At 65.0% G+C, this 25,260-nt stretch carries 25 protein-coding genes; 13 read left to right on the forward strand and 12 right to left on the reverse strand.

The genetic code is table 11. The annotated features are described in order from the left end of the window. Positions 1-75 precede the first annotated feature (75 nt). The 7 genes from urtB (at position 76) to GPL20_RS16900 (ending at position 6,043) form a co-directional block, all read left to right on the forward strand. On the forward strand, positions 76-1,683 hold the full coding sequence (urtB, locus tag GPL20_RS16870; protein ID WP_254125270.1) for an urea ABC transporter permease subunit UrtB: 1,608 nt from the start codon (positions 76-78) through the stop codon (positions 1,681-1,683). Further along, positions 1,680-2,849: an urea ABC transporter permease subunit UrtC gene (gene urtC / locus GPL20_RS16875; protein WP_157330639.1), complete on the forward strand. Its 1,170-nt coding sequence runs from the start codon at positions 1,680-1,682 to the stop codon at positions 2,847-2,849. The genes urtB and urtC overlap by 4 nt, the downstream gene beginning before the upstream one ends. A gap of 6 nt (positions 2,850-2,855) precedes the next feature. Next, complete coding sequence (gene urtD / locus GPL20_RS16880) at positions 2,856-3,617, forward strand: urea ABC transporter ATP-binding protein UrtD (RefSeq protein WP_157330640.1); 762 nt, start codon at positions 2,856-2,858, stop codon at positions 3,615-3,617. A gap of 103 nt (positions 3,618-3,720) precedes the next feature. After that, positions 3,721-4,416 (forward strand): urea ABC transporter ATP-binding subunit UrtE, encoded by a 696-nt coding sequence (gene urtE, locus GPL20_RS16885; protein WP_157330641.1) that lies wholly within the window; start codon positions 3,721-3,723, stop codon positions 4,414-4,416. A gap of 36 nt (positions 4,417-4,452) precedes the next feature. Next, complete coding sequence (locus GPL20_RS16890; RefSeq protein WP_157330642.1) at positions 4,453-5,283, forward strand: urease accessory protein UreD; 831 nt, start codon at positions 4,453-4,455, stop codon at positions 5,281-5,283. Between the two features lie 37 nt (positions 5,284-5,320). Next, on the forward strand, positions 5,321-5,623 hold the full coding sequence (locus tag GPL20_RS16895) for an urease subunit gamma (protein ID WP_007605424.1): 303 nt from the start codon (positions 5,321-5,323) through the stop codon (positions 5,621-5,623). Between the two features lie 114 nt (positions 5,624-5,737). Then, entirely contained in the window at positions 5,738-6,043 is a 306-nt protein-coding gene (locus tag GPL20_RS16900) for an urease subunit beta (RefSeq protein WP_026202067.1), read from the forward strand. A gap of 143 nt (positions 6,044-6,186) precedes the next feature. Here the strand turns inward: GPL20_RS16900 and hemA are convergent, their stop codons facing one another. Beyond that, positions 6,187-7,416 carry a 5-aminolevulinate synthase gene (gene hemA / locus GPL20_RS16905; RefSeq protein ID WP_157330643.1) on the reverse strand — a complete coding sequence of 410 codons (1,230 nt, stop codon included), beginning with the start codon at positions 7,414-7,416 and terminating at the stop codon, positions 6,187-6,189. Positions 7,417-7,795: 379 nt separating this feature from the next. Between hemA and aroQ the strand changes: the two genes are divergently transcribed. Then, positions 7,796-8,227, forward strand: a complete 432-nt coding sequence (gene aroQ, locus GPL20_RS16910) for a type II 3-dehydroquinate dehydratase (RefSeq protein ID WP_157330644.1) — start codon at positions 7,796-7,798, stop codon at positions 8,225-8,227. A 70-nt stretch (positions 8,228-8,297) separates the two neighbouring features. Here the strand turns inward: aroQ and GPL20_RS16915 are convergent, their stop codons facing one another. The 4 genes from GPL20_RS16915 to GPL20_RS16930 all read right to left on the reverse strand — a co-directional run bounded on the left by GPL20_RS16915 (position 8,298) and on the right by GPL20_RS16930 (position 13,071). Then, positions 8,298-9,359, reverse strand: coding sequence for an MBL fold metallo-hydrolase (locus tag GPL20_RS16915; protein WP_157330645.1), 1,062 nt, complete (start codon positions 9,357-9,359; stop codon positions 8,298-8,300). A gap of 132 nt (positions 9,360-9,491) precedes the next feature. Next, positions 9,492-11,633, reverse strand: a complete 2,142-nt coding sequence (locus tag GPL20_RS16920; RefSeq protein WP_157330646.1) for a methyl-accepting chemotaxis protein — start codon at positions 11,631-11,633, stop codon at positions 9,492-9,494. Positions 11,634-11,799: 166 nt separating this feature from the next. Then, a complete protein-coding gene (locus GPL20_RS16925; protein ID WP_157330647.1) occupies positions 11,800-12,525 on the reverse strand; it encodes an outer membrane protein in 726 nt (241 codons plus the stop codon). Between the two features lie 225 nt (positions 12,526-12,750). Further along, positions 12,751-13,071, reverse strand: coding sequence for a hypothetical protein (locus tag GPL20_RS16930; RefSeq protein WP_157330648.1), 321 nt, complete (start codon positions 13,069-13,071; stop codon positions 12,751-12,753). Between the two features lie 186 nt (positions 13,072-13,257). On the opposite strand from GPL20_RS16930, the gene GPL20_RS16935 reads away from it, so the two are divergent. Then, the gene (locus tag GPL20_RS16935; RefSeq protein WP_157330649.1) at positions 13,258-13,542 is read left to right on the forward strand and encodes a hypothetical protein; all 285 of its coding nucleotides are present in this window, start codon (positions 13,258-13,260) and stop codon (positions 13,540-13,542) included. 50 nt (positions 13,543-13,592) lie between these two features. Here the strand turns inward: GPL20_RS16935 and GPL20_RS16940 are convergent, their stop codons facing one another. The 6 genes from GPL20_RS16940 to GPL20_RS16965 form a co-directional block, all read right to left on the reverse strand. Further along, positions 13,593-14,522: an AEC family transporter gene (locus tag GPL20_RS16940; protein ID WP_157330650.1), complete on the reverse strand. Its 930-nt coding sequence runs from the start codon at positions 14,520-14,522 to the stop codon at positions 13,593-13,595. Between the two features lie 85 nt (positions 14,523-14,607). Then, positions 14,608-14,817 carry a hypothetical protein gene (locus tag GPL20_RS16945; RefSeq protein ID WP_246250611.1) on the reverse strand — a complete coding sequence of 70 codons (210 nt, stop codon included), beginning with the start codon at positions 14,815-14,817 and terminating at the stop codon, positions 14,608-14,610. Between the two features lie 531 nt (positions 14,818-15,348). Next, positions 15,349-16,968: an ABC transporter ATP-binding protein gene (locus GPL20_RS16950; RefSeq protein WP_167533072.1), complete on the reverse strand. Its 1,620-nt coding sequence runs from the start codon at positions 16,966-16,968 to the stop codon at positions 15,349-15,351. A 2-nt stretch (positions 16,969-16,970) separates the two neighbouring features. Continuing rightward, a complete protein-coding gene (locus GPL20_RS16955) occupies positions 16,971-17,810 on the reverse strand; it encodes an ABC transporter permease (RefSeq protein WP_157330651.1) in 840 nt (279 codons plus the stop codon). Next, positions 17,807-18,778, reverse strand: coding sequence for an ABC transporter permease (locus GPL20_RS16960; RefSeq protein ID WP_157330652.1), 972 nt, complete (start codon positions 18,776-18,778; stop codon positions 17,807-17,809). The genes GPL20_RS16955 and GPL20_RS16960 overlap by 4 nt, the downstream gene beginning before the upstream one ends. Positions 18,779-18,875: 97 nt before the next feature. Continuing rightward, positions 18,876-20,426 carry an ABC transporter substrate-binding protein gene (locus tag GPL20_RS16965; protein ID WP_157330653.1) on the reverse strand — a complete coding sequence of 517 codons (1,551 nt, stop codon included), beginning with the start codon at positions 20,424-20,426 and terminating at the stop codon, positions 18,876-18,878. A 216-nt stretch (positions 20,427-20,642) separates the two neighbouring features. Here GPL20_RS16965 and GPL20_RS16970 point away from each other — a divergent pair, with 216 nt between their 5' ends. The 4 genes from GPL20_RS16970 (at position 20,643) to irr (ending at position 23,566) form a co-directional block, all read left to right on the forward strand. Continuing rightward, on the forward strand, positions 20,643-21,278 hold the full coding sequence (locus GPL20_RS16970; protein WP_157330654.1) for a TetR/AcrR family transcriptional regulator: 636 nt from the start codon (positions 20,643-20,645) through the stop codon (positions 21,276-21,278). Positions 21,279-21,530: 252 nt separating this feature from the next. Then, positions 21,531-22,193, forward strand: a complete 663-nt coding sequence (locus tag GPL20_RS16975) for a DUF3313 domain-containing protein (protein WP_157330655.1) — start codon at positions 21,531-21,533, stop codon at positions 22,191-22,193. Positions 22,194-22,225: 32 nt separating this feature from the next. Next, complete coding sequence (locus GPL20_RS16980; RefSeq protein WP_157330656.1) at positions 22,226-22,795, forward strand: DUF2147 domain-containing protein; 570 nt, start codon at positions 22,226-22,228, stop codon at positions 22,793-22,795. A 264-nt stretch (positions 22,796-23,059) separates the two neighbouring features. After that, the gene (gene irr / locus GPL20_RS16985) at positions 23,060-23,566 is read left to right on the forward strand and encodes a Fur family transcriptional regulator Irr (RefSeq protein WP_157330657.1); all 507 of its coding nucleotides are present in this window, start codon (positions 23,060-23,062) and stop codon (positions 23,564-23,566) included. Between the two features lie 20 nt (positions 23,567-23,586). Here irr and GPL20_RS16990 read toward each other — a convergent pair whose 3' ends face one another. Then, on the reverse strand, positions 23,587-25,137 hold the full coding sequence (locus GPL20_RS16990) for a winged helix-turn-helix domain-containing tetratricopeptide repeat protein (protein ID WP_254126039.1): 1,551 nt from the start codon (positions 25,135-25,137) through the stop codon (positions 23,587-23,589). Positions 25,138-25,260: the final 123 nt, after the last annotated feature.

Here is a 25,260-nt window from a genome sequence, read left to right on the forward strand (position 1 = left end):
GACGCTCCATTGCACGATCGGAGAAGGCGGCGATCCCGCCGCCTTCTCCACCCATTTCTGCCGGGGTCATCCATAGTGCCAGCCAACTTGTCCGCGCGCCTCTGCTCGTTCGCGCTTTCATTGTTCCTGATCGCGTTCGCGCTGCCGGCCTTCGCCGGCCCGTTCGAGGACGCAGTCGCCAAATTCGCCAATGACGATTTTTCCGACACGGAAGAGGCGATCGGCGTGGTCGCGGGCAGCGGCAACAAGCTGGCTTTCCCGATCATCAGCGCGCTCCAGGACGGCCGCCTCATGGCTGACCCGGACAGCAAGAAGGTTTACGTCACCGGCGCCGACGGCAAGTCGATCGATGCCGCGACCGGGGAGCCCGTCGCCAGCCTTCCCGACAGCGCCAGCGCGGTCCGCCTCAACAACCGCCTGCGCCGCAGCGTCGATGCCGCGCTCGGCAGCCTGACGCTCCAATCGCCCGATCTGTCGACGCGCCTCCAGGCCGCGCAATCGGTCTTCAAGTCGCACGAGGAAACCGCGCTCGAAGCGGTCGATGCCGCGCTCGCCAAGGAAACCAACAGATCCGTCAAGGCTGCGCTCGGAGAAGCCCGCGCCGCCATCCTGCTGTTCAAGTCCGACGCCACCGAGGTCGAGAAGCTCGAGGCCGTCGCCACCCTCAAGGCGCGCGGCGACCAGGAAGCGCTGGCGCTGCTCACCGGCATGGGCGATCAGCCGGCCTCGGTGACCAAGGCCGCCGCGAGCGCGATAGGCTCGATCCAGAGCTCGCTGGCGGTCTGGTCGACGGTGCAGAACGCCTGGTACGGCCTGTCGCTCGGGTCGGTGCTGCTGCTCGCCGCGATCGGGCTCGCCATCACCTTCGGCGTGATGGGCGTCATCAACATGGCCCACGGCGAGATGGTGATGATCGGCGCCTACACCACCTTCGTGGTGCAGGAGGTGATCCGCACCCGCTATCCCGGCTTGTTCGACTATTCGCTGCTGATCGCGGTGCCGCTCGCCTTCCTCGTCGCCGGCGCCATCGGCGTCCTGATCGAGCGCAGCATCATCCGCTTCCTCTACGGCCGTCCGCTGGAGACGCTGCTGGCGACCTGGGGCCTGTCGCTGGTGCTCCAGCAGGCCGTGCGCACCATGTTCGGCCCGACCAACCGCGAGGTCGGCAACCCCTCCTGGATGAGCGGCGCCTTCGAGCTCGGCCAGATCACCATCACCTACAATCGACTCTGGATCCTTCTCTTCACGCTCGCCGTGTTCGCGATCCTGCTCGCGATGCTGCGCTATACCGCGCTGGGCCTCGAGATGCGAGCGGTGACGCAGAACCGCCGCATGGCGGCCTCGATGGGCATCGCCACCTCGCGCGTCGATGCGCTCACCTTCGGGCTCGGCTCGGGCATTGCCGGCATCGCCGGCGTGGCGCTGTCGCAGATCGACAATGTCAGCCCCAATCTCGGCCAGAGCTACATCATCGACAGCTTCATGGTCGTGGTGTTCGGCGGGGTCGGCAATCTCTGGGGCACGCTGGTCGGCGCCTTCACGCTCGGCATCGCCAACAAATTCCTGGAGCCGGTCGCCGGCGCCGTGCTCGGCAAGATCGCGATCCTGGTTCTGATCATCCTGTTCATTCAAAAACGGCCGCGCGGCCTGTTCGCGCTCAAGGGCCGTGCGGTGGAAGCATGACCCCTCACATGCTGACCAGGTCGCTGGACCGCAGCGCGACGATCTTCCTGCTGGTTGTCGCCGCGCTGGGCGTGCTGATCCCGCTCTCCAACCTGCTCTTGCCGGCGGGCTCGTTCCTGCAGGTGCCGACCTATCTCGTCGCGCTCTGGGGCAAATATGTCTGCTACGCCATCCTTGCGCTCTCGATCGACCTGATCTGGGGCTATTGCGGCATCCTCTCGCTCGGCCACGGTGCCTTCTTCGCGCTCGGCGGCTACGCCATGGGCATGTATCTGATGCGGCAGATCGGCACCCGCGGCGTCTACGGCAATCCGATCCTGCCCGACTTCATGGTGTTCCTGAACTGGCAGAAGCTGCCCTGGTACTGGTACGGCTTCGACATGTTCTGGTTCGCGGCGCTGATGGTGCTGTTTGTGCCGGGCCTGCTCGCGTTCTGTTTCGGCTGGCTCGCCTTCCGCTCCCGCGTCACCGGCGTGTACCTGTCGATCATCACGCAGGCGATGACCTATGCGCTGCTGCTCGCCTTCTTCCGCAACGATTTCGGCTTCGGCGGCAACAACGGCCTGACCGACTTCAAGGACATCCTCGGCTTCAACGTGCAGGCCGAAGGCACCCGCGCGGCCCTGTTCGCGCTGAGCTGTCTGGCGCTGATCGCCGGCTTCCTGATCTGCCGCGCCATCGTCTCCTCCAAGCTCGGCAAGGTGCTGATCGCGGTGCGCGACGCGGAATCGCGCACGCGCTTCCTCGGCTACCGCGTCGAATCCTACAAGCTGTTCGTTTTCACGGTGTCGGCCTGCATGGCCGGCGTCGCCGGCGCGCTCTACGTGCCGCAGGTCGGCATCATCAACCCATCCGAATTCGCCCCGGGCAATTCGATCGAGGCGGTGATCTGGGTCGCGGTCGGCGGCCGCGGCACGCTGGTCGGCGCAGCGCTCGGCGCCGTCGTCGTCAACTATGCCAAGACCTTCTTCACCTCCGGCATGCTCGCGCCGTACTGGCTGTTCATGCTGGGCGCGCTGTTCATCCTGGTGACGCTGCTGCTGCCCAAGGGCATCGTCGGCACCTTCAATGCCTGGTGGGATCAGTCGAAGGAAAAGCGCACCGCCGCGGCCGCGGCGAGCGCTGCGGCCGAAGACGGCGTCACCGAACCCAAGATGGCGGAGTAGCCGGTCATGAACGTCATGGACACCCGCGCAACCTCCGCGATGCTCTATCTCGACGGCGTGCACGTCTCCTTCGACGGCTTCCACGCCATCAACAATCTGTCGCTGACGCTCGAACCCGGCGAGATGCGCGCCATCATCGGCCCGAACGGCGCCGGCAAGACCACGATGATGGACATCATCACCGGCAAGACCAAGCCGGATGAAGGCACGGTGCTGTTCGACGGCGTCACCGACCTGACCCGGCTGGACGAGACCCGCATCGCCGAGCTCGGCATCGGCCGCAAATTCCAGAAGCCGACGGTGTTCGAGAGCCAGACGGTGCAGGACAACCTTCTGCTCGCGCTCAATGTCGACCACAGCGTCAGGGGCACGCTGTTCTGGCGCGGCAGCAGGGCCGAGTCCGAGCGCATCGACAAGGTGCTGGAGACGATCCGCCTCACCGACGCCCGCAACCGTCTTGCCGGCAGCCTCAGTCACGGCCAGAAGCAATGGCTCGAGATCGGCATGCTGCTGGCGCAGGATCCGAAGCTGCTGCTCGTCGACGAACCCGTCGCGGGGATGACCGACGTCGAGACGCATCTCACCGCAGAGCTGCTGAAAGAGATCAACAAGACTCACACCGTGATGGTCGTCGAGCACGACATGACGTTCGTGCGCGAACTGGGCGTCAAGGTCACCTGCCTGCACGAAGGCACCGTGCTCGCGGAAGGAACCATCGACCAGGTCTCGTCCAACGAGCGGGTCATCGAAGTTTATTTGGGTAGATAGCTGGGAAGCGCGAATGGCGAATGGGGAGTAGTGAATAGGGAAAGTTGGCTCGGCCCTTTCCACTCGCTACTCGCTATTCGCTATTCGCCAAGAGGCACCGCAGATGCTGGATGTGAAAGATATCAATCTCTACTATGGCGCTGCCCAGGCGCTGCGCGGCGTCTCGATCTCGGCCGAGCCCGGCAAGGTCACTTGCGTGCTCGGGCGCAACGGCGTCGGCAAGACCTCGCTTCTGCGGGCGATGGTCGGCCAGTACCCGATCTCATCGGGCGCCATCGTGTTCGACGGCAGCGACATCACCGGCCTGAAACCCTATGAGCGGGCGCGCAAGGGCATCGGCTTCGTGCCGCAGGGCCGCGAGATCTTTCCGCTGCTCACGGTCGAGGAGAACCTCAAGACCGGCTTCGGCCCGCTCAAGCGCGAGGACAGGCACATTCCCGACGACGTGTTCTCGCTGTTTCCGGTGCTGCAATCCATGCTCGGCCGGCGCGGCGGCGATCTCTCCGGCGGCCAGCAGCAGCAGCTCGCGATCGGGCGCGCGCTGGTGATGCGGCCGAAGCTGCTGCTGCTCGACGAACCGACCGAGGGCATTCAGCCCTCGATCATCAAGGACATCGGCCGCGCCATCTCGTACCTGCGCAACCTCGGCAACATCGCCATCGTGCTGGTCGAACAATATCTCGACTTTGCCTGCGAACTCGGCGACAGTTTCGCGGTGATGGATCGTGGCGCGGTGAAGTTCACCTGCGATCGCTCCAATCTCGACCCGAGCGAGATCAGCCGCCAGATGGCGCTGTAAGCCACGAAATTCTGCCGCGACCGGTTGGGGAGGCGGATGCGCAGCGAGCTGTCAGCCACATCGTCCGTCTTCGAAGCCAACCGCGCCCGCGGCGTGGTGCGCTTCGACGTCCATGCGCGCGATGGCGTGACCCGCCGCGGCGCCTTGCATGAGTCCGGCTCGCTGCGCGTGCGCTTTCCCTCGCCGGAAGGCGAGGGGCTCTCCGGCGTGTTCGTCAACACGGCCGGCGGCGTCGCCGGCGGGGACAGTTTTGATATCGACATCGCAGCAAGCGAGGGCTCGCGGCTGACATTGACCACGGCGGCGGCCGAAAAGGTCTATCGCGCGCCCGGGGCCGCGGCGCAGCTCAAGATCGCCTTGAAGGTCGCGGCGGGCGCGCATCTCGCCTGGTTGCCCCAGGAGACGATCCTGTTCGATCGCGCGCGGGTCCATCGCCGGTTCGACATCGCGCTCGATGACACAGCCTCGCTCCTGCTCTGCGAGATCGTTGTGTTCGGGCGCACCGCCATGGGCGAGCGGATGGAGCAGGGCGAGTTCGTCGACCGCTGGCGGCTGCGCCGCGGCGGCAAGCTGGTGTTCGCCGAGACCGTCAGGCTTGACGGCAATATCGGCGCCAGGCTCGCGCGATCGGCGGTGGCCAAGGATGGCGCCGCGATTGGCACCGCCCTGATCGTGCCCGGCGACGAGGCACTGGTCGAGCGCATTCGCGAGGCTTCGGACTCTTTCGCCGGCGAGGTCGGGATATCCGCCTGGAATGGCTTTGCAATGGCGCGGTTCTGTGCCCAAGATGCGGCCCGCTTGCGCGCCGACATGATGGCCGTGCTGGCGCGCACCGGAGCGGCCCTGCCGCGACTCTGGCTGAATTGACTGGCTGAATTGACGTGTTGAACGGAAGAGATGTCGCATGAACCTGTCTCCCCGCGAAAAGGACAAGCTTCTGATCTCGATGGCGGCCATCGTGGCCCGCCGCAGGCTGGACCGCGGCGTCAAGCTCAACCATCCCGAGGCGATCGCGATCATCTCCGATTTCATCCTCGAAGGCGCACGTGACGGCCGCACCGTCGCCGAACTGATGCAATCCGGCGCGCAGGTCCTCACCCGCGACCAGGTGATGCCGGGCATTCCCGAGATGATCCACGACATCCAGGTCGAGGCGACCTTTCCGGACGGCACCAAGCTCGTCACCGTGCACGAGCCGATCAGGTAGTTGTTGATTTTCGTCATTCCGGGGCACCCGAAGGGTGAACCCGGAATCCAGAGATTGTTTGATTGAGATTCCGGCCCTCTCGCTGCGCGAGCCCGGAATGACGAGGAGGACAGAATGATCCCCGGCGAACTCTTCATCCAGGACGGCGAGATCGAGCTCAATGCCGGCCGCAAGACCGTGACATTGACGGTCGCCAACACCGGCGACCGCCCGATCCAGGTCGGCTCGCACTACCATTTCTTCGAGACCAATCCGGCGCTGAAGTTCGACCGCAAGAAAGCCCGCGGCATGCGCCTCGACATCGCCGCCGGCACCGCCGTCCGCTTCGAGCCCGGCCAGACCCGCGACGTCCAACTCGTCGCCATGGCCGGCAAGAAGACCATCTACGGCTTCCGTGGCGACGTCATGGGGAAGCTGTGAGCTAGCGTTACGCGAGACATGAACCGTGATCCACAGTGAGGTGAGCACGACTGTCTCGCTCCCTCCCCCCTTGCGGGGGAGGGTTGGGGAGGGGGGAGCTCCGGGCTCGATGACAGTTAGTCGCGTGGACCCGGCGAAAACGCCTACTCCGCCGCCAGCGATTTCTCGCGCAGCGGCAGGCCGAGGCGGTCCCACACCTGCAGCAGGGCTTCGGCGAGTTGATCGATCAGGCCGTCGTCGTGATAGGGCGAGGGCGTGATACGCAGGCGCTCGGTGCCCTTGGCGACGGTCGGATAGTTGATCGGCTGGATGTAGATGCCATGCTCTTCGAGCAAGAGGTCGGAGGCCTGCTTGCACTTCTCGGGATCGCCGACGAACAGCGGCACGATGTGGGTGTCGCTCGACATCACCGGAAGACCGGCGGCATTGAGGATCGCCTTGACGCGGGCTGCACGGTCCTGGTGGCGCTCGCGCTCCCAGCTCGAGGTCTTCAGGTGCTTGATCGCAGCTGTCGCGGCCGAGCAGATCGCCGGCGGCAGCGCGGTGGTGAAGATGAAGCCCGGCGCGTAGGAGCGCACGGCGTCGATGATCTGGCCGTTGGCGGCGATGTAGCCGCCGAGGCAGCCGAACGCCTTGGCCAGCGTGCCTTCGAGGATGTCGATGCGGTGCATGACGCCGTCACGCTCGGCGATGCCGCCGCCACGCGGGCCGTACATGCCGACCGCGTGGACCTCGTCCACATAGGTCATCGCGCCATATTTCTCGGCGAGATCGCAGATCTTGGCCAGCGGCGCGACGTCGCCGTCCATCGAATAGAGGCTCTCGCAGGCGATCAGCTTGGGCCGGCTCGTGCCCGCTGCCTTCAACAGCGCTTCGAGATCGGCGAGGTCGTTGTGGCGGAACACGACCCGCTCGCAGCCGGACTGCCGGATGCCCTCGATCATCGAATTGTGGTTGAGCTCGTCCGACAGGATCAGGCAGTTCGGGATCAGCTTCGCGATGGTCGCGATGCCGGTCTGGTTCGAGACGTAGCCCGAGGTGAACAGCAGCGCGGCTTCCTTGCCATGGAGATCGGCGAGCTCGGCCTCGAGCTGCACCAGCGGATGGTGCGTGCCGGCGATGTTGCGGGTGCCGCCGGCGCCGGTGCCGACGCGGGTCGCGGTCTCGACCATGGCGCCGACCACCTTCGGGTGCTGGCCCATGCCGAGATAGTCGTTGGAGCACCAGATCACGACGTCGCGCTTGCCCTTGGGGGAGTGCCAGACCGCATGCGGGAACCGGCCGGCGGTGCGCTCAAGGTCGGCGAACACGCGGTAGCGCCGCTCGGTGTGGAGACGGTCGAGGGCGGAATTGAAGAACTGGGCGTAATCCATCGGCAAAACCTGAGACGGAACTGACCAAAAGGGCCGCATCTTCTTAGAGCTTTTCCAGCTCCAATGTCTATGCGCTATCCCACATTTGGCCGTGAGGAGCATTTGGGCAAAATGCCCTACCGTGCGATTTGAAACTTGATCCCGATCAAGTTCGCGCGGGATATAATGCTGCTGTGCACCATGGACTGCGGTGTCGGTCTAGCCAGCCTTCTTCCTGCCTTGGCTTTCTTACGCGTATCCGGCACGCGCTTTCTTGACCGCAGTCGCCCGACCTTAACCAATCCGCATTGCGCAGCCCATGCGCCGCGCCGCCCCCGTTTCCCGTTCTCGTTGCCGCCCCTGCAAAATCGTACGGCGGATAATTTCGAAAGGTCCTTCCATGAAGCGCGTGATGATCCTCAACGGTCCCAATCTCAACATGCTCGGCATCCGCGAGCCCCACATCTACGGCACGACGACGCTCGCGGAGATCAACGCGAGCTGCGAGGAAGCCGCCGCGAAGCTTGGGCTCAAGCTCACCTTTCACCAGTCCAACCATGAAGGCGTGCTCGTCGATCTGATCCAGTCGGCACGGCAAGATGCCGATGCCATCATCATCAATCCGGCTGGTCTCTCCTTCACCTCGGTGTCGATCCTGGACGCGATCAAGACATTCGAAGGCCCGGTGCTGGAGGTGCACATCTCCAACATCCACGCCCGCGACGAATATCACCGCCACTCGAAGATCTCGTTCGTGGCGACCGGCGTGATCTGCGGGCTCGGGCCATTCGGCTACATCGCGGCGCTGCACGCGATCGCGAACATGAAGTGAGGTGAGGTCAACTGCGAGCCCGGTGTCGGTGCGCTCCCTCGCCCCGTTCTTACGGGGAGAGGCGAAAAACTCACGTCGTCCGGAACTGCAGCACGCCGTCCTTCGTCTCCGCCGTCAGACGGCCCTCGACGATCATGTAGTTGACGTGGGCGACGAGTTCGCCGGCGGCAAAACCCATCTGGTGCTCGTCCAGCACGTGCTTGTTGAACACGACGGGCACCAGCGCGCGCGAGGTCTGCGGCACCTCGCGGCAGGCTTCCGCGATCAGGCGGCAACGTTCCTCGTGGTGGTCGGCGAGCTGCTTGATGCGGGTCTTTAGGCCGTAGAACGGCACGCCGTGGCCGGGCAGCACCAAGAGGTCGTAGGGCAGGGTGGTGGTGAGGCTGGCGAGCGAGGCCAGATATTCGCCGAGCAAGTTCTGGTCGGGCTCGACCGCCCAGACGCTGACGTTCGGCGAGATCTTGCTCAGCACTTGGTCGGCGGAGAGGAACAGTTTGTCGTCGGCGCAATACAGCATCACCTGGTCGAGCGCGTGGCCGCCGCCGGTGATCACCTTGAAGCGGCGCGTGCCGATCACGACCTCGTCGCCATGCGAGATGCGGCGGTAGGACGGCGGCAGCACCGAGACCCGCTTGAGATAGTCCTGGCCGCGGCCGAGCAGTTTTTCGGTGAGCGACTCGTCCATGCCATGGCGGCGAAAGAACAGCCGCTGCGCCTCGCGCCGCTCCTCGGTGCCGCGGTTCTGGTGATAGACCGATTGCAGATATTCGACCTGCGACATCACCAGCGGGCAGTTGAAGCGTTCGACGATCCAGCCCGCAAGCCCGACATGGTCGGGGTGCGAATGGGTGACGATCAGCCGCGTGATGTTGACGCCCTTCAGCGGCCCCTCGAACAGCCTGGTCCAGGCCTCGATTGTTTCCTCATTGCCGAAGCCGGCATCGATCATCGCATAGCCGTCGCCATCGGCGAGCAGGTAGATGTTCACGTGGTTGAGGCGAAACGGCAGCTTCAGCCGCGCCCACAACACGCCAGGCCGCACCTCCACGACCTCTTCGTGGCCGGGATGCTGCTCCCAGGGGTAGCGCAGGGCCTCGGCGGAGGACTGCACGGTGTCGGTCTTTGCGTTCATGCTACCGGCTTAAACCGGCCCGGCTCGCCGCGCCAGCCGAAAAAAGACGCCCGGCGGCCGTCGCATGGCGGTCATACCGGCCCGGATTTTCCGTAGCCCGGATGGAGCCAACGTGGCTGCGGAGCGGTGCCCTTACGCCGCCCGCATGTTGTTGAGGAACGCGTCGATCTCCCCGCGCAGCATGTCGGCCTCGCGACGCAGTGCATCCGAGGCGCTCAGCACCTCGGTTGCCGCAGCGCCGGCTTCGGCGGAGGCGGTGGAGACGCCGACGATGTTGCTGGACACCTCGCTGGTGCCGCCGGCGGCGTGCTGGATGTTGCGGGCGATTTCGCGCGTGGCCGCGCCCTGCTCCTCGACCGCGGCGGCGATCGTCGTGGTGACGTCGTTGATTTCGCCGATGGTCCGGCCGATGCCCCGGATGGCGCCCACTGCCGAGGTCGTGACCTGCTGCATGCTGGCGATCTGGGTGCGGATCTCCTCCGTCGCCTTGGCGGTCTGGCTCGCGAGGCTCTTCACCTCGGAGGCGACCACCGCGAAACCGCGGCCGGCCTCGCCTGCGCGTGCCGCCTCGATGGTGGCGTTGAGCGCGAGCAGATTGGTCTGCGAGGCGATGGTCTGGATCAGGTCGACGACCACGCTGATGCGGCTCGCGCTGTCGGCGAGGCTCTGCACGGTGGCGTCCGTCGAGCCGGCTTCCTCGACCGCCTTCTGGGCGATCTCGGCCGAGGTCACCACCTGGCGGCTGATCTCCTGGATCGAGGACGACAATTGCTCGGTGCCCGACGACACCGTCTGCACGTTGACCGACGTCTCCTCGGCGGCTGACGCGACCGCGTTCACCAGCGCGTTGGACTGGTCGGCCGTGTTCGACATGCTCTGCGCGGTCGACTGCATCGAATTGGCCGACTGCGCGAGGTTGTCGAGAGCGGAACGCACCGTACCCTCGAATTCGGCGATCTTCGCCTCCATGCGCGCGGCACGCTCGGCTTTCGCGACACGATCCTTGTCCTGCTCGCTGGCGAGCGCGCGGGCCTCGATCATGCTGTCGCGGAACACGGTCAACGTGTCGGTCATGGCGCCGATCTCGTCATTGTGCTTGGCGCGCGCAATCTCGGTGTCGAGATCGCCGGCCGACAGCAGCTGCATGGCGCGCTGGAGACCGCTGATCCTCCGCAGGATATTGCGGCCGACATAAAGCCAGACGAACAGCGCCGAGCCGACCAGCGTCAGGGCGCCCAGTGCCAGCATCGCGGTCGTCGCGAGCGAAATCTCCTTCTGCGCCTGGAGGGTCGACGCGTTGGTCTCCTTCTGAACGCCCTCGACGAGCTGCTGCACGCTGATGCCGAGGCCGACATTGAGCTTGCGCGTCTCGTCCAGAATGGTCTGGCCGTAGTCGACGGAGTCGAGCTCCTTCTCACGCAGGTTGAACACGCCGGTCTTGCCGGTGCCGAGCGCGAGCAGCTTTTCCGCCGTCTCGCGCAGCATCTTGGTGCCCTGATTGTTCGGTAACAGATCGAGGTTGGACCGCAGGCGTCCCTGAGCCGTTTTGAATTCCTTCTGGATGTCGTCGAGCTTGTCGCTCGTATTCGCCGACAGCGCCGCGCTCATGTCGGCGGCTGCGAGATTGCCGCTGGCGACGACGTTGCCGAGCTGGCCAACGGTCTGCGCGGCTTCGGTGGCATCTTCGGCAGAGAGGTTGGCCGACCCGAGAATGGCGTTGACCTGGGTTTGGGCGTTCAGCATTGCCGGACTGGCCGCGCCGACGAACGCGCTCTGCGCGCTGCGCAGGGCGTCATATTGCTTGTCATGGAGGGCGGCGATATCCAGCCGCTCGCGGGCGGCCTTGGCCAGGCTCTGGGCCGCCTCGTTGATGCTCTTCATCGTCTCGCTGAGTCCGGAGACGACGGCCTTGTCGCCGCCGAGCTCGATGATTTCCTTGAGCTTCTGCTGCGTCTGCTCCTGCAATTCCCTGAGCTTCTTGGTGCGCTCGTTCAGGGCGTCCTCGCTTTGAGCTGCAAGGAGCGCTGGTCCCTGTGCCGCGAGACTCGCGCTCAATGCCGACAATTGCAGGCTTGCGGCGAGGCGCGGAATGTCCCGTCCGCTCAGCTCGGTCATGCGCCCGCCGAGATTCTGCAGCACGAAGCCGGCACCGGCCGAGATCACCAGGCCCATACCTGCGATCACAGCGAAGGCGGCGAACAGGCTGCCGCGCACGCCCCATGTCGGCAACGAGAAACGCGGCCGCAAGCGGCCAAGGCTCAGACGGATCGCCATCGATATTCCCCCACCCCTTAAGTCTTATATTTTCGCCGCGGAGTATCCTTGGGGCGGGTTAAAAAATCGCAAGTTGCGCAATCGGTTGCGCGTGTTCCGCAGAGCGAAAAAAGAAAGGGCCGGCAATGATGCCGGCCCTCTATCACGATAAGGTTTTGCTAACCGATCAGTAGCGCGCGACCGGGCTTGCCCAGTTGAAACGGTAGTTGAGGCCCGCCTTGAAGGTATGGTCGTCGGTGGTGAAGTTGCCGGCGGCAACGAGCGGGGCGGGCGCGACAAAATGCGCGTCGCCGAAATTGTAGTACTGATACTCGGCCTTGGCCGACCAGTTCGGCGCGAACATGTATTCGAGGCCGGCGCCGACGGTGTAGCCGTTGCGGTGGTCGCCATCGATGATGAAGCCGGTCGGCACGCCGCCCAGCGTCACCTTCTCGTTGTTGTCGGAATAGGCGTAGCCGCCCTTCACATAGAGGAGGCCCGGACCCCAGGTGTAGCCGACGCGGCCGGTGATCGAGCCGAGCCCGCGCTGTTCATTAGTGTAGGCATAGCCGCCCGGGAACGCCGCGCCGACATTGCCGGAGAGCCAGGAATACTGGCCCTCGACGCCGATCACGAAGCTCGGGCTGAACTGCCAGTCCGCACCGACCTGCACGCCGCCGAGGAAACGGCCGTTGCCGTTGTTGCCGGTGGAGAGGCCGTTGAAATTATTGTCGCTGGAGAACGCACCGCCGACATGGGCGCCGAGATAGAAACCGGTCCAGTTGTAGATCGGCGCGACGTAGGCCGGCGCCGCCTTGTTGTAATAGGGGCGCGCACCGAGATCGGCGCCGACGGCCGGCGCAGCCGCGCTCACCATGAGCAGCGCAACGGTGGCAAACAGAATCTTCTTCATCGTCTCGAACTCCAACACGTAAGGTCCCCGGCAGGCGCGCTCTCCGCGCCGTCGTTGGTTTTGCAGATAGCTCGCTTTTGATGAAAATGCTGTCACATGCATGGCACAGCGGTGGCCAACCTAACTTATTGGACCACAAACGATTTTCGTACTTAATGCCGGCTTAAGAAATGCTGAAGGAAGGCTTAATCTCGCTCTGCTCGGGTAACCTGCGTGCGGTTCTCGTTAACCAAGACGGCGCCGCACTTCCTCGCGCATCTGCTCGCGAAAGGCCGCGCGCTTTGCCGGCCGGTCCTCCTCGCGCACGTCGTGACGATCGAAGATGTCGAACTTCTCCAGGATCGGATAGCGCTCGCTCGCCATCGCGAGCACGCGCAGCACCTTGGTCGCGGATGGCGTCGGGCCGCTCACCTCCCAGCGCCGGATGGTGTCGGCGCCGCCCTTCTCCGGCAATCCGCAAAGCCTCGCCATATCGGCCGCGGTGAGCTTCCGCTCGAGGGTGTCGGAGAGGTCGTCGCGGAGTTGCTTCAGTTCGGGGCCGGTCATGCTGCTCGCGTCCAGGGAAGTCTCTGAAAGCAATGCACTAACGCTGATTCGGGTCCATCCGAAGGCACCGCGCGTGCGCTGCGGCACCTTCGCGCGCGCACGGAGTTATGAACGGGCACCTATGGAAATCTTCCGGCGAATGAACAGATGGCATTCAGGGGCGCGCACCGGGCGAAAGGACCAGCCATGACAACCATGAAACTCGCCATTGCCACACTCGTCGCTGCCGGGCTGCTCGCCGCGCCTTTCGCGGCTGAGGCCAAGAAGTACCGATCGAGCCGACATTACAGCACGCGTGTGGTGGCCCCGACATATGGAGGCACCGGATTGCCGGCAGCGCAGCCCAGCGCGTCCTACGGGTCGTCCGGACAGACCGTCGGGACGGTCACGGCGCCGTCGATCGGATCGTACAACTGGCCGTCGGTCGGCGTGACCAATTCGGTTCCGACCTGGAGCAACACCACCAGATAGAAAGCACGCCAGTATCGAGAGCACCTGCGCGAGGCGCGAGCTGCTGCTGGTCAATGCGTGCCCGTCGCAGGGCCGGAGAGCAAGTAGAGCGCGATCAGCAATGTCCCGACCGACAGCATCGTCGTGATCGAAACCGTGGCCGCGACAAGCTTTTCCTCAACCTTGTGCTCGTGCGCCAGCACGTAGACGGTTTTCGCGGTCGGCACCGCCGCGCATATGACGGCGGCGACGGTGTAGAGGGGATTGAGGCCCAGCACGACACAAAGTCCGTAGACGATCAGCGGCATCGCGATCAGCTTCACGGCCGCGAGCGCGAACGACGCGGTGAGGTTGGACCGCAGGCCTTCGATCGACAGGCCGAGCCCGATGGCGAACAGCGCGCAGGGCGTGAGCGCGGCCGCGACCATGTTCAGATAGGCCGCGACCGGTGCGGGGATCGGCAGGCCCGTGATCGCCCACACCAGACCAACCAGCGTCGACAAGACCATCGGATTGAGCAGGATTTGCTTTGCGAGGCCGGCGGAATGCGCCGGCCCGTGCGTGTCCCTTTCCAGCAGGATGACCGTGATCGGAAACATCACCGCGGCCACGAAGACCGTCGCCACCGCGGCGGGCAGGACGGCAGGCTGCCCGTAGATCGCGTGCAGGACCGGCAGCGCCACGAAACCGGTGTTTGTCATCGCCGCCGCCATGCCATGGATCGTGCTGCTGGCGAGATCGTGCTTTGCGCGCGCGGCCACGAAGACGAGCGCGAAGCAGAGCAGGGAGCCGCCGCCGAAGGCGAGCAGGAAGCGCCACTCCAGCAGATTGCGCGCCGGCTCCTGCGCGATCGTGACGATGAGCAGCGCCGGCATCGCCACATTGTAGGCGAAATGCACCAGCGCGTCCGCAAGCGTGCGGGAGAGATAGCCGAGCGCGCCGGCCAGCCATCCGGTGACGATGATTGCGAATACGGGAAGAACGAGGCTCGCGACTTGCATCCGGCTTCCCCCTTGCTGCCAATGGCCGCAGCAAAGGTTAGCCCGGTGCCGGATCGTCGTCACCCTGGGAGTGGCGGTCCGCCGCTTAGATTCCCCGGCCGGCCTGTTGGCCGATCACGCACCGCCACGCCGCCAGGCGTTCGGCTGGATGCTGGTTCATCCATTCGGCGAGTTGCGGGGCGCCCATCAGGCAGGATTGCACCGAGATCTGAGCGAAGTCCGAGGTGGTCACGATCTGCTCGTGACAATTGGTCGGAGAGGCGAGGCTGCAAAGCACGGCGATGATCTTGATCACGACAGGTTACCCCCGTCGCGGCCGGCGAATGTGCGACCGACCGCCGGCTTTCCCTGCCCCTCGCTCGCCGGATCAGCCGGCGGGAAGATGCTATCGTAGATGGCGCGTGCCTCCTCGATGAGGCGTGCTCGCTCGCGCTCGGACTTTGAGACAAATCGAATAACTTCGCCCATGTTGGCTCCGAATATTCCGTCATGAGATGACGTTGATCATTCAATCGTCATCTATGGTGCCGCCTTCGGCTTTGAAGCGGGCAGCCGGTCACGACGGATAAAAAGCGCGTGACCGCCCTGCATGATCCCAGCGGCTCGGTGTGTCTCGCGCGCCAGGTTGTGAAATCGTCCACTACGTCACGTTCGTTGTGCGGCCTCGGCCGGCGCGCGAACGATTGTTGGTGTCAGCTTACCCGTTGCTGCCATCAGCAAGCATCGTCTCGCGAAGCGAATGCTGCTCGATCGAATATGTTTCGTCCCGTGCAGCGCGCAAGTTTTTGGAACCATCACGAAGATCGATGAACGACGACAAGCCGCCTCACGCCGCCGGCGCACGCTCCTTCCGCCCCGGCACCGCCGCCAGCAGTTCGCGCGTGTAATCGTGCTCGGGCGCGGCGAAGAGTTGCGTGGTCGGCTTCAACTCGACGATGGCGCCGCGTTGCATCACCGCGATGCGGTCGCAGATTTGCGCGGCGACGCGCAGATCATGGGTGATGAACAGCATCGAGAGGCCGAGGCGCGCCTTGAGGTCTTCGAGCAGTCTCAAGACCTGCGCCTGCACGGAGACGTCGAGCGCGGAGACCGCCTCGTCAGCGACGATGATCTCCGGTTCGAGCGCGAGCGCGCGCGCGATGCCGATGCGCTGGCGCTGGCCGCCGGAGAATTCATGCGGATAGCGCTCCAGCGCGCCGGTGTCCAAGCCGACCATCTTGAGGAGATCGCGGGCGCGGTCGAACGCGACCTTCGGATCGGTACCAGCCGCGATCGGGCCGTCGGCGATGATGTGGCCGATCTTGCGGCGCGGATTGAGCGAGGCAAACGGATCCTGGAAGATCATCTGGATGCGATGGCGCTCGGCGCGCAGCGCCCTGCCGGACAGGGAAGTGAGGTCGGTGTCGCCGATCCGCACCGTGCCGCGGTCGGCTTCGATCAGCCGCATCACCAGGCGCGCCACCGACGATTTGCCGGAGCCGGATTCGCCGACGAGGCCGAGCGTCTCGCCCTTGAGGATGCTGAAATTGACCGCGCGCGCGGCATCGACGCGGCGATCCTCGCGGAACCAGCCGCCCGAGGTCACGTAGGTCTTGTCGAGCCCGATCACCTCGACCGCCCTGGCCTGATCGTCCAGCGGCGCGCGTGCCGGCGGGTCCATCGACGGCACGGCGGCGAGCAGCGCCTTGGTGTAGTCGTGCTGCGGCTCCTTGAGGACGGTCGCGGCCGGACCTTCCTCCACGACCTTGCCGTGGCGGAGCACCACGACCTGGTCGGCGATGTCGGCGACCACGCCGAAATCGTGGGTGATGAACATCACCGCCATGTTGCGGTTGCGCTGGAGATTGCGGATCAGCTTGAGAATCTGCGCCTGCGTGGTGACGTCGAGAGCGGTAGTCGGCTCGTCGGCGACCAGCACGGCCGGCTCGAGCGCGAGCGCCATCGCGATCATGGCGCGCTGGCGCTGGCCGCCGGAGAGCTGGTGCGGATAGGCGCGCACGATGCGCTCGGGATCAGGCAGGCCGACCTCGCGTGCCAATGCGAGCGCTCTCGCGCGCCGCTCCTTCGGCGTCAGCAGGCCGTGCGCTTCGAACATCTCCGCCATCTGGTCGCCGATCCGCATCAACGGATTGAGCGCGGTCATCGGCTCCTGGAAAATCATCGCGAGCCGGCGGCCGCGCAGATCGCGCCAGCCATCGTCGTCGAGCTTGAGCAGGTCGCGGCCTTCGAACTGAATTTCGCCGGAGGCGATGGACACCGTGTCCGGCAACAGCCCCATCAGCGCATGCGCGCACATCGACTTGCCCGAGCCGGATTCGCCGACGACGCAGACGATCTTGCCGGGTCGCAGATCGAGCGAGACGCCATCGACGGCGAAGGGACGCTCGGCGCCCTTGGGCAGCGCGATCCGCAGGTTCCTGATCGAGACGGCGGGCGGAACGGTCATCATCAGCGTCCCTCGCGCGAAAGGCGCGGATTGAGCGCGTCGTTGAGGCCTTCGCCGATCAAATTGAGGCCGAGCACCGAGATCAGGATGGCGACGCCGGGAAACACGGTGATCCACCAGGCTTGGCGGATCACGGTGCGACCGGCGCCGACCATGTAGCCCCAGGAGATCAGATTGGGATCGCCGAGGCCGAGGAACGACAGCGAGGATTCCAGCAGGATCGCGGTCGCCACCATCAGCGAGGCGAGCACGATCACCGGTGACAGCGCGTTGGGCAGGATCTCGCGCAGGATGATCCAGGTGTTGCTCTGGCCGGTGACCACGGCGGCCTGGACATATTCGCGCGTGCGCAGCGACAGCACCTCGCCGCGCACGAGGCGGGCGACCGGCGGCCAGCTCACCACTGCGATCGAGGCCACGATCGAATAGATCGAGGGTTGCAGGATCGCGACCAGCACGATCGCGAGCGCGAAGCTCGGAATGGTCTGGAAGAATTCGGTGAAGCGCATCAGCGCGTCGTCGACCTTGCCGCCGAAATAGCCGGCCATGGCGCCGATCGGCACGCCGACGAGCAGCGCGACCAGCGTTGAGACGAGACCGACCAGCAGCGAGACCCGCGCGCCAAAAATCATGCCGGCGAACACGTCTCGGCCGAGCGCATCGGTGCCGAGCGGCACGGCCGAGAGCGTGAAGGGCGGCAGGAACGGCCGCTGCACCATGCGCCAGGGCGAGTTCGGGAACAGCATGGGCCCGAACACCGCGACGGAGATCGCCAGCAGCAGGATGATGAGCCCGATGACGCCGCTCGGGCTCTTCAGCATCGATTTCCAGAACTGTTTCATGAGGCGAATTCGATGCGCGGATCGACCAGGCGGTAAACGAGGTCGGTGATGAGATTGAAGATCAGCACCATCGCGGAGCAGATCACGAAGACGCCGAGCAGCAGATTGTAGTCGCGCTGCAAGAGCGCGTCGTACATCAGGCGCCCGATGCCGGGCCAGGCGAACACGGTCTCGGTGATGACGGCGCCGCCGATCAGCGTGCCGGAATGCACGCCGGCAAGCGTCACGACAGGGAGCAGCGCGTTGCGCAGCACGTGACGGCGCTGGATCACGGCGTCGGAGAGGCCCTTCGCGCGCGCGGTCTTGACGAAGTCGAGGCGCTTCACCTCCAGCATCGAGGCGCGTGTCATTCGGGTATAGGTCGCCATGAAGAACAGGCCCAGCGTCATCGCCGGCATGATCAGATGTTTCACGACGTCGACAACGTGGCCAAGACCCGTGAGGTTGGCGCCGACGGTCTCGTAGCCGAAGCTCGGTAGCCAATCCGTGGTGACCGAGAACAGCAGGATCCCCATCAGAGCCACCCAGAAGATCGGCATGGCGTAGAAGATCAGCGCAAAGATGGTGATGGCCGTGTCGAGGAAGGTTCCGGCAAATCGCGCGGCGAAGGTGCCGAAGAGAATGCCGAGCATGAGCGAGATCGCAAACGCGGTCAGTGTCAGCAACAGTGTCGCTGGCAGTCGTTCGCCAATCAGCTTTGCGACCGGCGCCTGCTGGCGGAAGGAGAAGCCGAGGTCGAGGGTGACGACACCCTTGACGTAGATGAAGAGCTGCTCGGGCAGCGGCTTGTCGAGGCCGAACTTTTCCCGGAGCTGTTTGACGAAGATCTGGTCACTGGCGCCGGCCTCGCCCGCCATCACGACCGCGGGGTCGCCGGGCGCAAGCCGGATCAGGAAGAAATTGAGGACGACGATCGCGAGCAGGACGATCACGCCCTTCAGGACACGCTGAGCGACGAAGGAGAGCATCTTAGAGAGTCATCTTGGTAAGGTGACTTTGTAGCCACGGAGACCAGTGCGCCTCCCTCTCCCCGCGCGCGGGGAGAGGTGAAGGTGAGAGCAGGGCTCACTTGTCGAGCCATGCGTCCTTGAAGCCGTCGTTGACCCCGATCCCCGTGGTGATCAGGTTCTTGACCTTGCAGCGCGTGATCGTCGGGAACTGCAGCTCGAGCATCCACGCCACCGGCACGTCCTCGACCAGGATCTTCTGCGCCTTCTCGTAGATCTCCTTGCGCTTGGAGTCCGGGGTCGCGACCGCACCGTCGGCGAACAGCTTGTCGATCTCCGGGTTGGAGTAGCCTTCGACGTTGTTGAAGATCTGGCCTTTGGCGATGGCGCTGGAGACGTAGTTGCGGCCGACGCCGAGGGCGGGATCGCCGTACTGGTAGAGATAGGTGAAGGCGATGTCGTAGTCCCAGTCGCCGATCTTCTGGTTGCCGCCGGCAACGTCGGTGGCGATCGTCTCGATGCTGATGCCGACGTCCTGGAGGTTCTGCTTCACGGCTTCACCCCAGCGCTGCCAGGTCTCGCCATAGGCGAGCGGCAACAGGCGGATCTTCTCGCCCTTGTAGCCGGCTTCCTTCAGCAGCGCCTTGGCCTTGGCCGGATCGTAAGGGTATTTCGGCACGTTGTCGGTGTAGTACTTGATGGTCGAGGCCGACGGGCCGGTCGCGACCTTGCCGAGCCCGTTCCAGATCACGTCCTTGGCGAAGTCGCGGTCGATCGCATACATGATCGCCTGCCGCACCCGCTTGTCGGCGAGCGGGCCCTGGCGGTTGTTCAGCCACAGCCAGGCCAGCGGCGAGAAGAACTCCCAGCCGGCGCCGGTGACGCAGGTGTCCTTCAGCTTGGACAGGCGCGGCACGTCGAAATTCTCGACCGAGCCGCCGGGCAGCACGTCGACCTTGCCGGTCTCGTACGCCACCGAGCGCGCAGCGGCGTCGGGGATGATCTGCCAGTAGATCTCGTCGATATAGGGCTTGCCCTTCTCGTAATAGTTCGGGTTCTTGACCAGGCGGATGAACGCGCCCTTCTGCCATTCCTTGAACATGAAGGGACCGGTGCCGACAGGGGCGTTGTTGTAGGGATTGGTCTTCCAGTCGGTGCCTTCATAGAGATGCTTCGGCACCATCGGCATCGAGCCGACCTCGAAGATGCCGAGGAACGGGCCGAACGGCTGCTTCAGCGTGAACACCACGGTGTGGTCGTCGGGCGCCTCGACCTTGTCGACCTGCGCGAGATTGTTACGGGCGCGCGCATGCGTCTGCTTCAGCATCTCGACCGAGAACAGCACGTCGGCGGCGGTGAAGGGCTTGCCGTCATGCCAGGTGACGCCCTTGCGGAGCTTGAAGGTGTAGGTCCTGGCGTCCTCGCTCACGCTCCAGCTCTCGGCGAGCTCCGGCTGCGGCTCGAGCTTGGGGCTGTAGCGCAGCAGCCCTTCGAAGATGTTGCCCGACACCATCTGGGTGGGACCGTTCTGGACCATCGCAAGCATCAGGCCCGGCGGCTCGGGTTGAATCACGGCATTGATCACGCCCCCCGTTTTCGGCTCCTGCGCCAGTGCCGAGGCCGTGAGGCCGCAAGCCAGGAGAAGACCAAGCAACACTCGTTTTGGCATGTCGTATCTTTCTCAAGCGAGACCAGCCGTAAGCGCTTCGCAACGTCCTCGCGCGCAAAGCGACGGCCGGCCCATCCCAGTCCCCATCCGATATCGAGGCTCACATAGTCTCGTTCGGCGCTGCAAGATGAAAGTCTCGACAGTGTTCGCACAAAAAATGTACAGCGCGTCCTGTTTTCGCTTGATTCATTCTCTTGTCACGGAGACAAGTCGGCCATGGACAATGCCAGCCGCTCCGAACGGTCCCGCAATGCCGCGCTCGATGCGGCGCTCGCCATCATCGCGCGCGACGGGCCGGGCCGGCTGACGCTCGATGCGATCGCGCGCGAGAGCGGCCTCAGCAAGGGCGGCGTGATGCATCAGTTCCGCACCAAGGAGGCCGTGCTGAAGGCGCTGCTCGAGCGGCAGATGGTGCGTTTCGAGGAGTTCTCGACGCCTTACCGCGCGAAGGCGCGCGCCGAGTCCGAAAATCCCGAGCTCGCCACCGAGATCGCCACGGTGCGGGAAGCCGCCAATGCGCCGAATTCGGCCGCGCTCGCGCTGCTGGCGGCGATGGTGGAGAACCCCGACCTGATGGCGCTGCCGCGCGACAGCGACCTCAAGACGATCGCGGCGATCAAGGCCGAGGCCACGGACCCGGATCTCGCGATGCTGCGATGGGCCGCGGCGCGAGGGCTGATGCTGGGCGCATTGTTTGGCATGTCGCCACTGCCGAGGCCCGAGCGGGATCGGCTGTTCGCGCGCCTGCTCGACGACAGCCAGTGGCACGGGCTGGAAAAGCCGGCGCGGTCGCGCAGCCTCAAGGCCGGTGCGCCGGCGGCCAAGGGCACAAGCGCACGCAAGCGCGCCTGATTTCACGTTAACGAATTCCGACTGGCGGCTGCTCAAAGCCGCGCCTGCGGCCATATGCGCCAGGGTCTTGAGTTTGAACTTTACAAACCGTCTAGTCGGTTTTATAAATGGACATACTGAGGCGGCCCAAGGCATCCGAAATGGCCCCGGACGATGCCATTGGGCCGGCACTGGTGAGCACCGCAGCCACGTCTGGTCCCTGACGCGGCTGCGGTCGCCATCGCCTGAACGAGAAGCCAAGAGGAGTCTGGAATGGATCGCTCGATCGCTCTGCGCGGTCTAGGAATACTGGTGCTTTGCGCGGCCGCGGCCGGCTGTGCCTCGGTTGCGCCCGTGCCCTATTCGGAGCTGGCGTCCTCGGCCTACATGACCCCCGACAAATCGGACGCGTCTGGCCGCGTGCCTTACCGCTATTCGACGCCGGTCGACTGGCGCGCATACAACAAGGCGATCCTCGATCCCGTCGTGGTCTACCGCGGGAGGGATCATCAGTTCGGCGACATGTCCGACAAGGACAAGGCGACTCTCGCCGCCTACATGCAGAACAGTTTCGCCGAACGGCTGCGCGGCCGCTTCGCGCTGGTGCGCGAGCGCGGGCCGAACACGCTGCGGATCAGGCTGACGCTCACCGGCGCCGTTACCAACACGCCCGTGCTCGGAACGCTCTCGCGCTTCGACCTCGCCGGGGCCGTCTACAACGGCGTGCAGGCCGCGCGTGACGGCGAGGGGACGATGACCGGCTCGGTCGTCTACGGCGTCGAGATCTTCGACGCCACGACCTCCCGCCTGCTCTCGGCCTACGTCACCAAGCAATACCCGGGCGCCTACGACATCAAGGCCACCGCCGGTGCGCTCGCCGCGGCCACCGCCGGCCTCGACAAGGGCGCCGACGCGCTGATGGCGCAACTGAACTGACGCCGCGACCCGTCCAACGAAAGGTGCTGCTGATGAACATCTTCCTTCGCTTCGTGCTGCGCGTTGCGATTACGATCGTGATGATGGTTTTGGGCGGCCGCGCCGGCGCCGGCGCGCCGACCGATCCCAGTGGCACATGGCTCGTCGAGGATGGGCGTGCCCGTATCCGGCTCGAGCGCTGCGGGCCGTCGCGCGACCGCGTTTGCGGCTTCATCGTCTGGATGAAGGAGCCGGCCGACAAGCACGGCCAGCCCTATCGCGACAGCCAGAATCCGGATCCCGACAAGCGCGCCCGCGCGCTGCTTGGGCACCAGCTCATCATGGGCTTGCAGGCGACACCCGACGGACGGTACGCCGGCGAGATCTATAATGCCGAGGACGGCAGGTCCTATTCAGTCTCGCTGTGGCGGGATTCTGCCGATCGCCTCAAGCTGAAGGGCTGCCTGATCAAGTTCCTCTGCCAGACCCAGACTTGGCAGCAGACCCTCGACGTCCAGCCCGGCCAGCTTGTCGGCCTGACTGGCGATCTCAACGGTCCGCGCGCCGACAAGGAGTGGGCGGCTGTTCCTGCGCCAAAGCCGATACAGGCGAAAGCGAAGTAGGGGCTTTCACGTCTGCGGCTACCTGCTCGTTTGCGATGTACTGGGTGCCGCCGCCCCAAATTTCCGTCATTGCGAGCGCAGCGAAGCAGTCTCTCCGCGGAGGGATTCTGGATTGCTTCGTCGCAAGGGCTCCTCGCAATGACGACGCGGAGACAGTTGAGCCCCAAGTTTGATCCCGATCAAAGCCAGGACGTCGCTTCTGCGATTGAATAGCAACTGGCGGGATGCGTGTTGTGTCTTAGTTCCCGAGCCGTGAGACGATCGATGGACATCCAGGCCACGAATACCACTCTTGTGGACGACGACTGCGGAGCGGACCTCGTCCAGGCAGATGTCGTCGGGCCGAGCCTGCCGCCGGATGACGGCGTGCAGCGCTGTCTGCAATTTCTGAGCGATGCGGGTCTGCGGCCGACGCGCCAGCGTCTGGCGCTCGGCCAGTTGCTGTTCCTGCGCGGTCACCGTCACGTCACCGCGGAGCGGCTCTACGAAGAAGCGATAATGGCGAACATGAATCTGTCGCTCGCGACGGTCTACAACACGCTGAACCAGTTCACCGAAGCCGGCCTGCTGCGCCGGATCGCGGCCGACGGCATCAAATCGTTCTTCGACACCGACACCTCCGTGCATCCGCACTTCTACCTCGAGGGCGAGGACGTGCTGGTCGACGTCGCCGACGGCCTGGCCTTCAGCAAGATGCCCGAGGCGCTTCCGGGGCACGAGATCGCGCGGCTCGATGTCATCGTCCATCTGCGCCGCAAGCGCGTGATGTAGACTGAGCGCCTGACGCTGCTTTAGCGCAATCCCGCGCGCCGGAATCCCTCCAGATAGTGTTCGCGATCGGCGTCACTGGCCCACGGCAGTTGCGTGGCGATCCAGTGCAGCGAGATGTTGGGCTGGGTCCGGCGGAGCTCGTCGAGCGCCGTCGCGGCAAGCATTCCGTCGCCACTCATGCCGGCGGAAACCGCGAGCACGCGATAGGCGCCCGTGAGGTCGCCGCGATGGCGGATCGCCTCGCGCGCGAGCGCGATGGCCTCGTCATAATGCCGCTCGGTGAAGCGCGCATAGCCGGCGATGCCGTGATAGATCGCCAGCGATGGATCGCGCGGTGACAGCCGGATTGCCCTCTGCGCCGCCTCGAACGCCTGCTTCGATCGCCCGGCATAGGACAGCGCCAGCGCGTAATAGCCCTGCGCCAGCGAGAAGTTCGGATTGAGCGCGAGCGCCTGCTCGAACTCGGACAGCGCGTCGGCGAGCCTGCGCGTCGAGAAGCAGACAGTGCCGAGCGCGGCATGCGCCCAGGCATCCTCATGGTCGCAGCGCACCGCCGCGAGCGCGGCGGCTTCCGCGACCGGCGCCACCTTGGCAAGTTCGGCCCAGCCGAGATGCACGCCGAACATGTGGTTCGCCGCGAGCACGGACAGCGCCTGACCATAATTCGGATCGATCTCGATGGCGCGTTCGAGCAACGCCTGCGCGGCCTCGTGATCGCGCCGCGTCACGCGCCAGTAGTGCGACAGCGCCCGCATCAGGAGGTCCCATGCATCGAGGCTCGACGGCGGCTTGCGATCGGCGCGGAAATTCTCCGCTGCATGGATCTGCGGCTCGATCGCCGCGACAATGGCGTTGGTGATCTCGTCCTGCACGGCGAAGACGTCGACCAGCTCGCGGTCGTAGCGCTCGGCCCAGAGATGACTGCCTGATGTTGCGTCGTTGAGCTGCGCGGTGATGCGCACCCGGTTGTCCGCCTTGCGAACGCTGCCTTCGACGATGTAGCGGACGCCGAGCTCCTCGGCGATCTGCCTGATATGGACCGCGCGTCCCTTGTAGGTGAAGGACGAGTTGCGGGCGATCACCATGAACCAGCGCTGCTTGGACAGCGCGGTGAGGATGTCTTCGCTGATCCCGTCGCCAAAATAGTTCTGTGCGGGATCGCCGCTCATGTTCTCGAAGGCGAGCACCGCGATTCCCGGCCGTTCCGCTGCGGTGCGCAAGGGAACAGGCTGGGCGTCGGCCGGCGCGGGCGAAGCCGGCATTTCTTCCCGGACTTCGCCGACGAAGCGAAAGCCCTTGCGCGGAATGGTCTTGATCAGCCGCTGTGTCGCGCCATCGTCCCCGAGCGCCTTGCGCGCGGCATTGATCCGGCTGTTCAGGGCGGAATCGGAGACGATGCGGTCGCTCCAGATCTGGCTGATCAGGTCATCCTTGCTGACCACACGCGCGCGTTGCGTGACCAGATAGAGCAGGAGATCGAACACCTGCGGCTGCAACGGCACGGCGGCCCCGCCGCAGGTGAGCTCCCGCAGGTCGCCGTCGAGCACGTTGTTTTCAAAGCGAAATCGCACGTTTGCGTCGTCTCAAGCAAAAATCAAAGTCGTCTCAGGCGAAAATAAACGGCCCGCCAAAGTCCGAGGCCCGTCCGAGATGTACGGTGCCTGCACCAAACAGTGCCGATGCCTCGGCACAAC

Origin of the sequence: Bradyrhizobium cajani, from assembly GCF_009759665.1 — a bacterium.
GTDB lineage: Bacteria > Pseudomonadota > Alphaproteobacteria > Rhizobiales > Xanthobacteraceae > Bradyrhizobium > Bradyrhizobium cajani.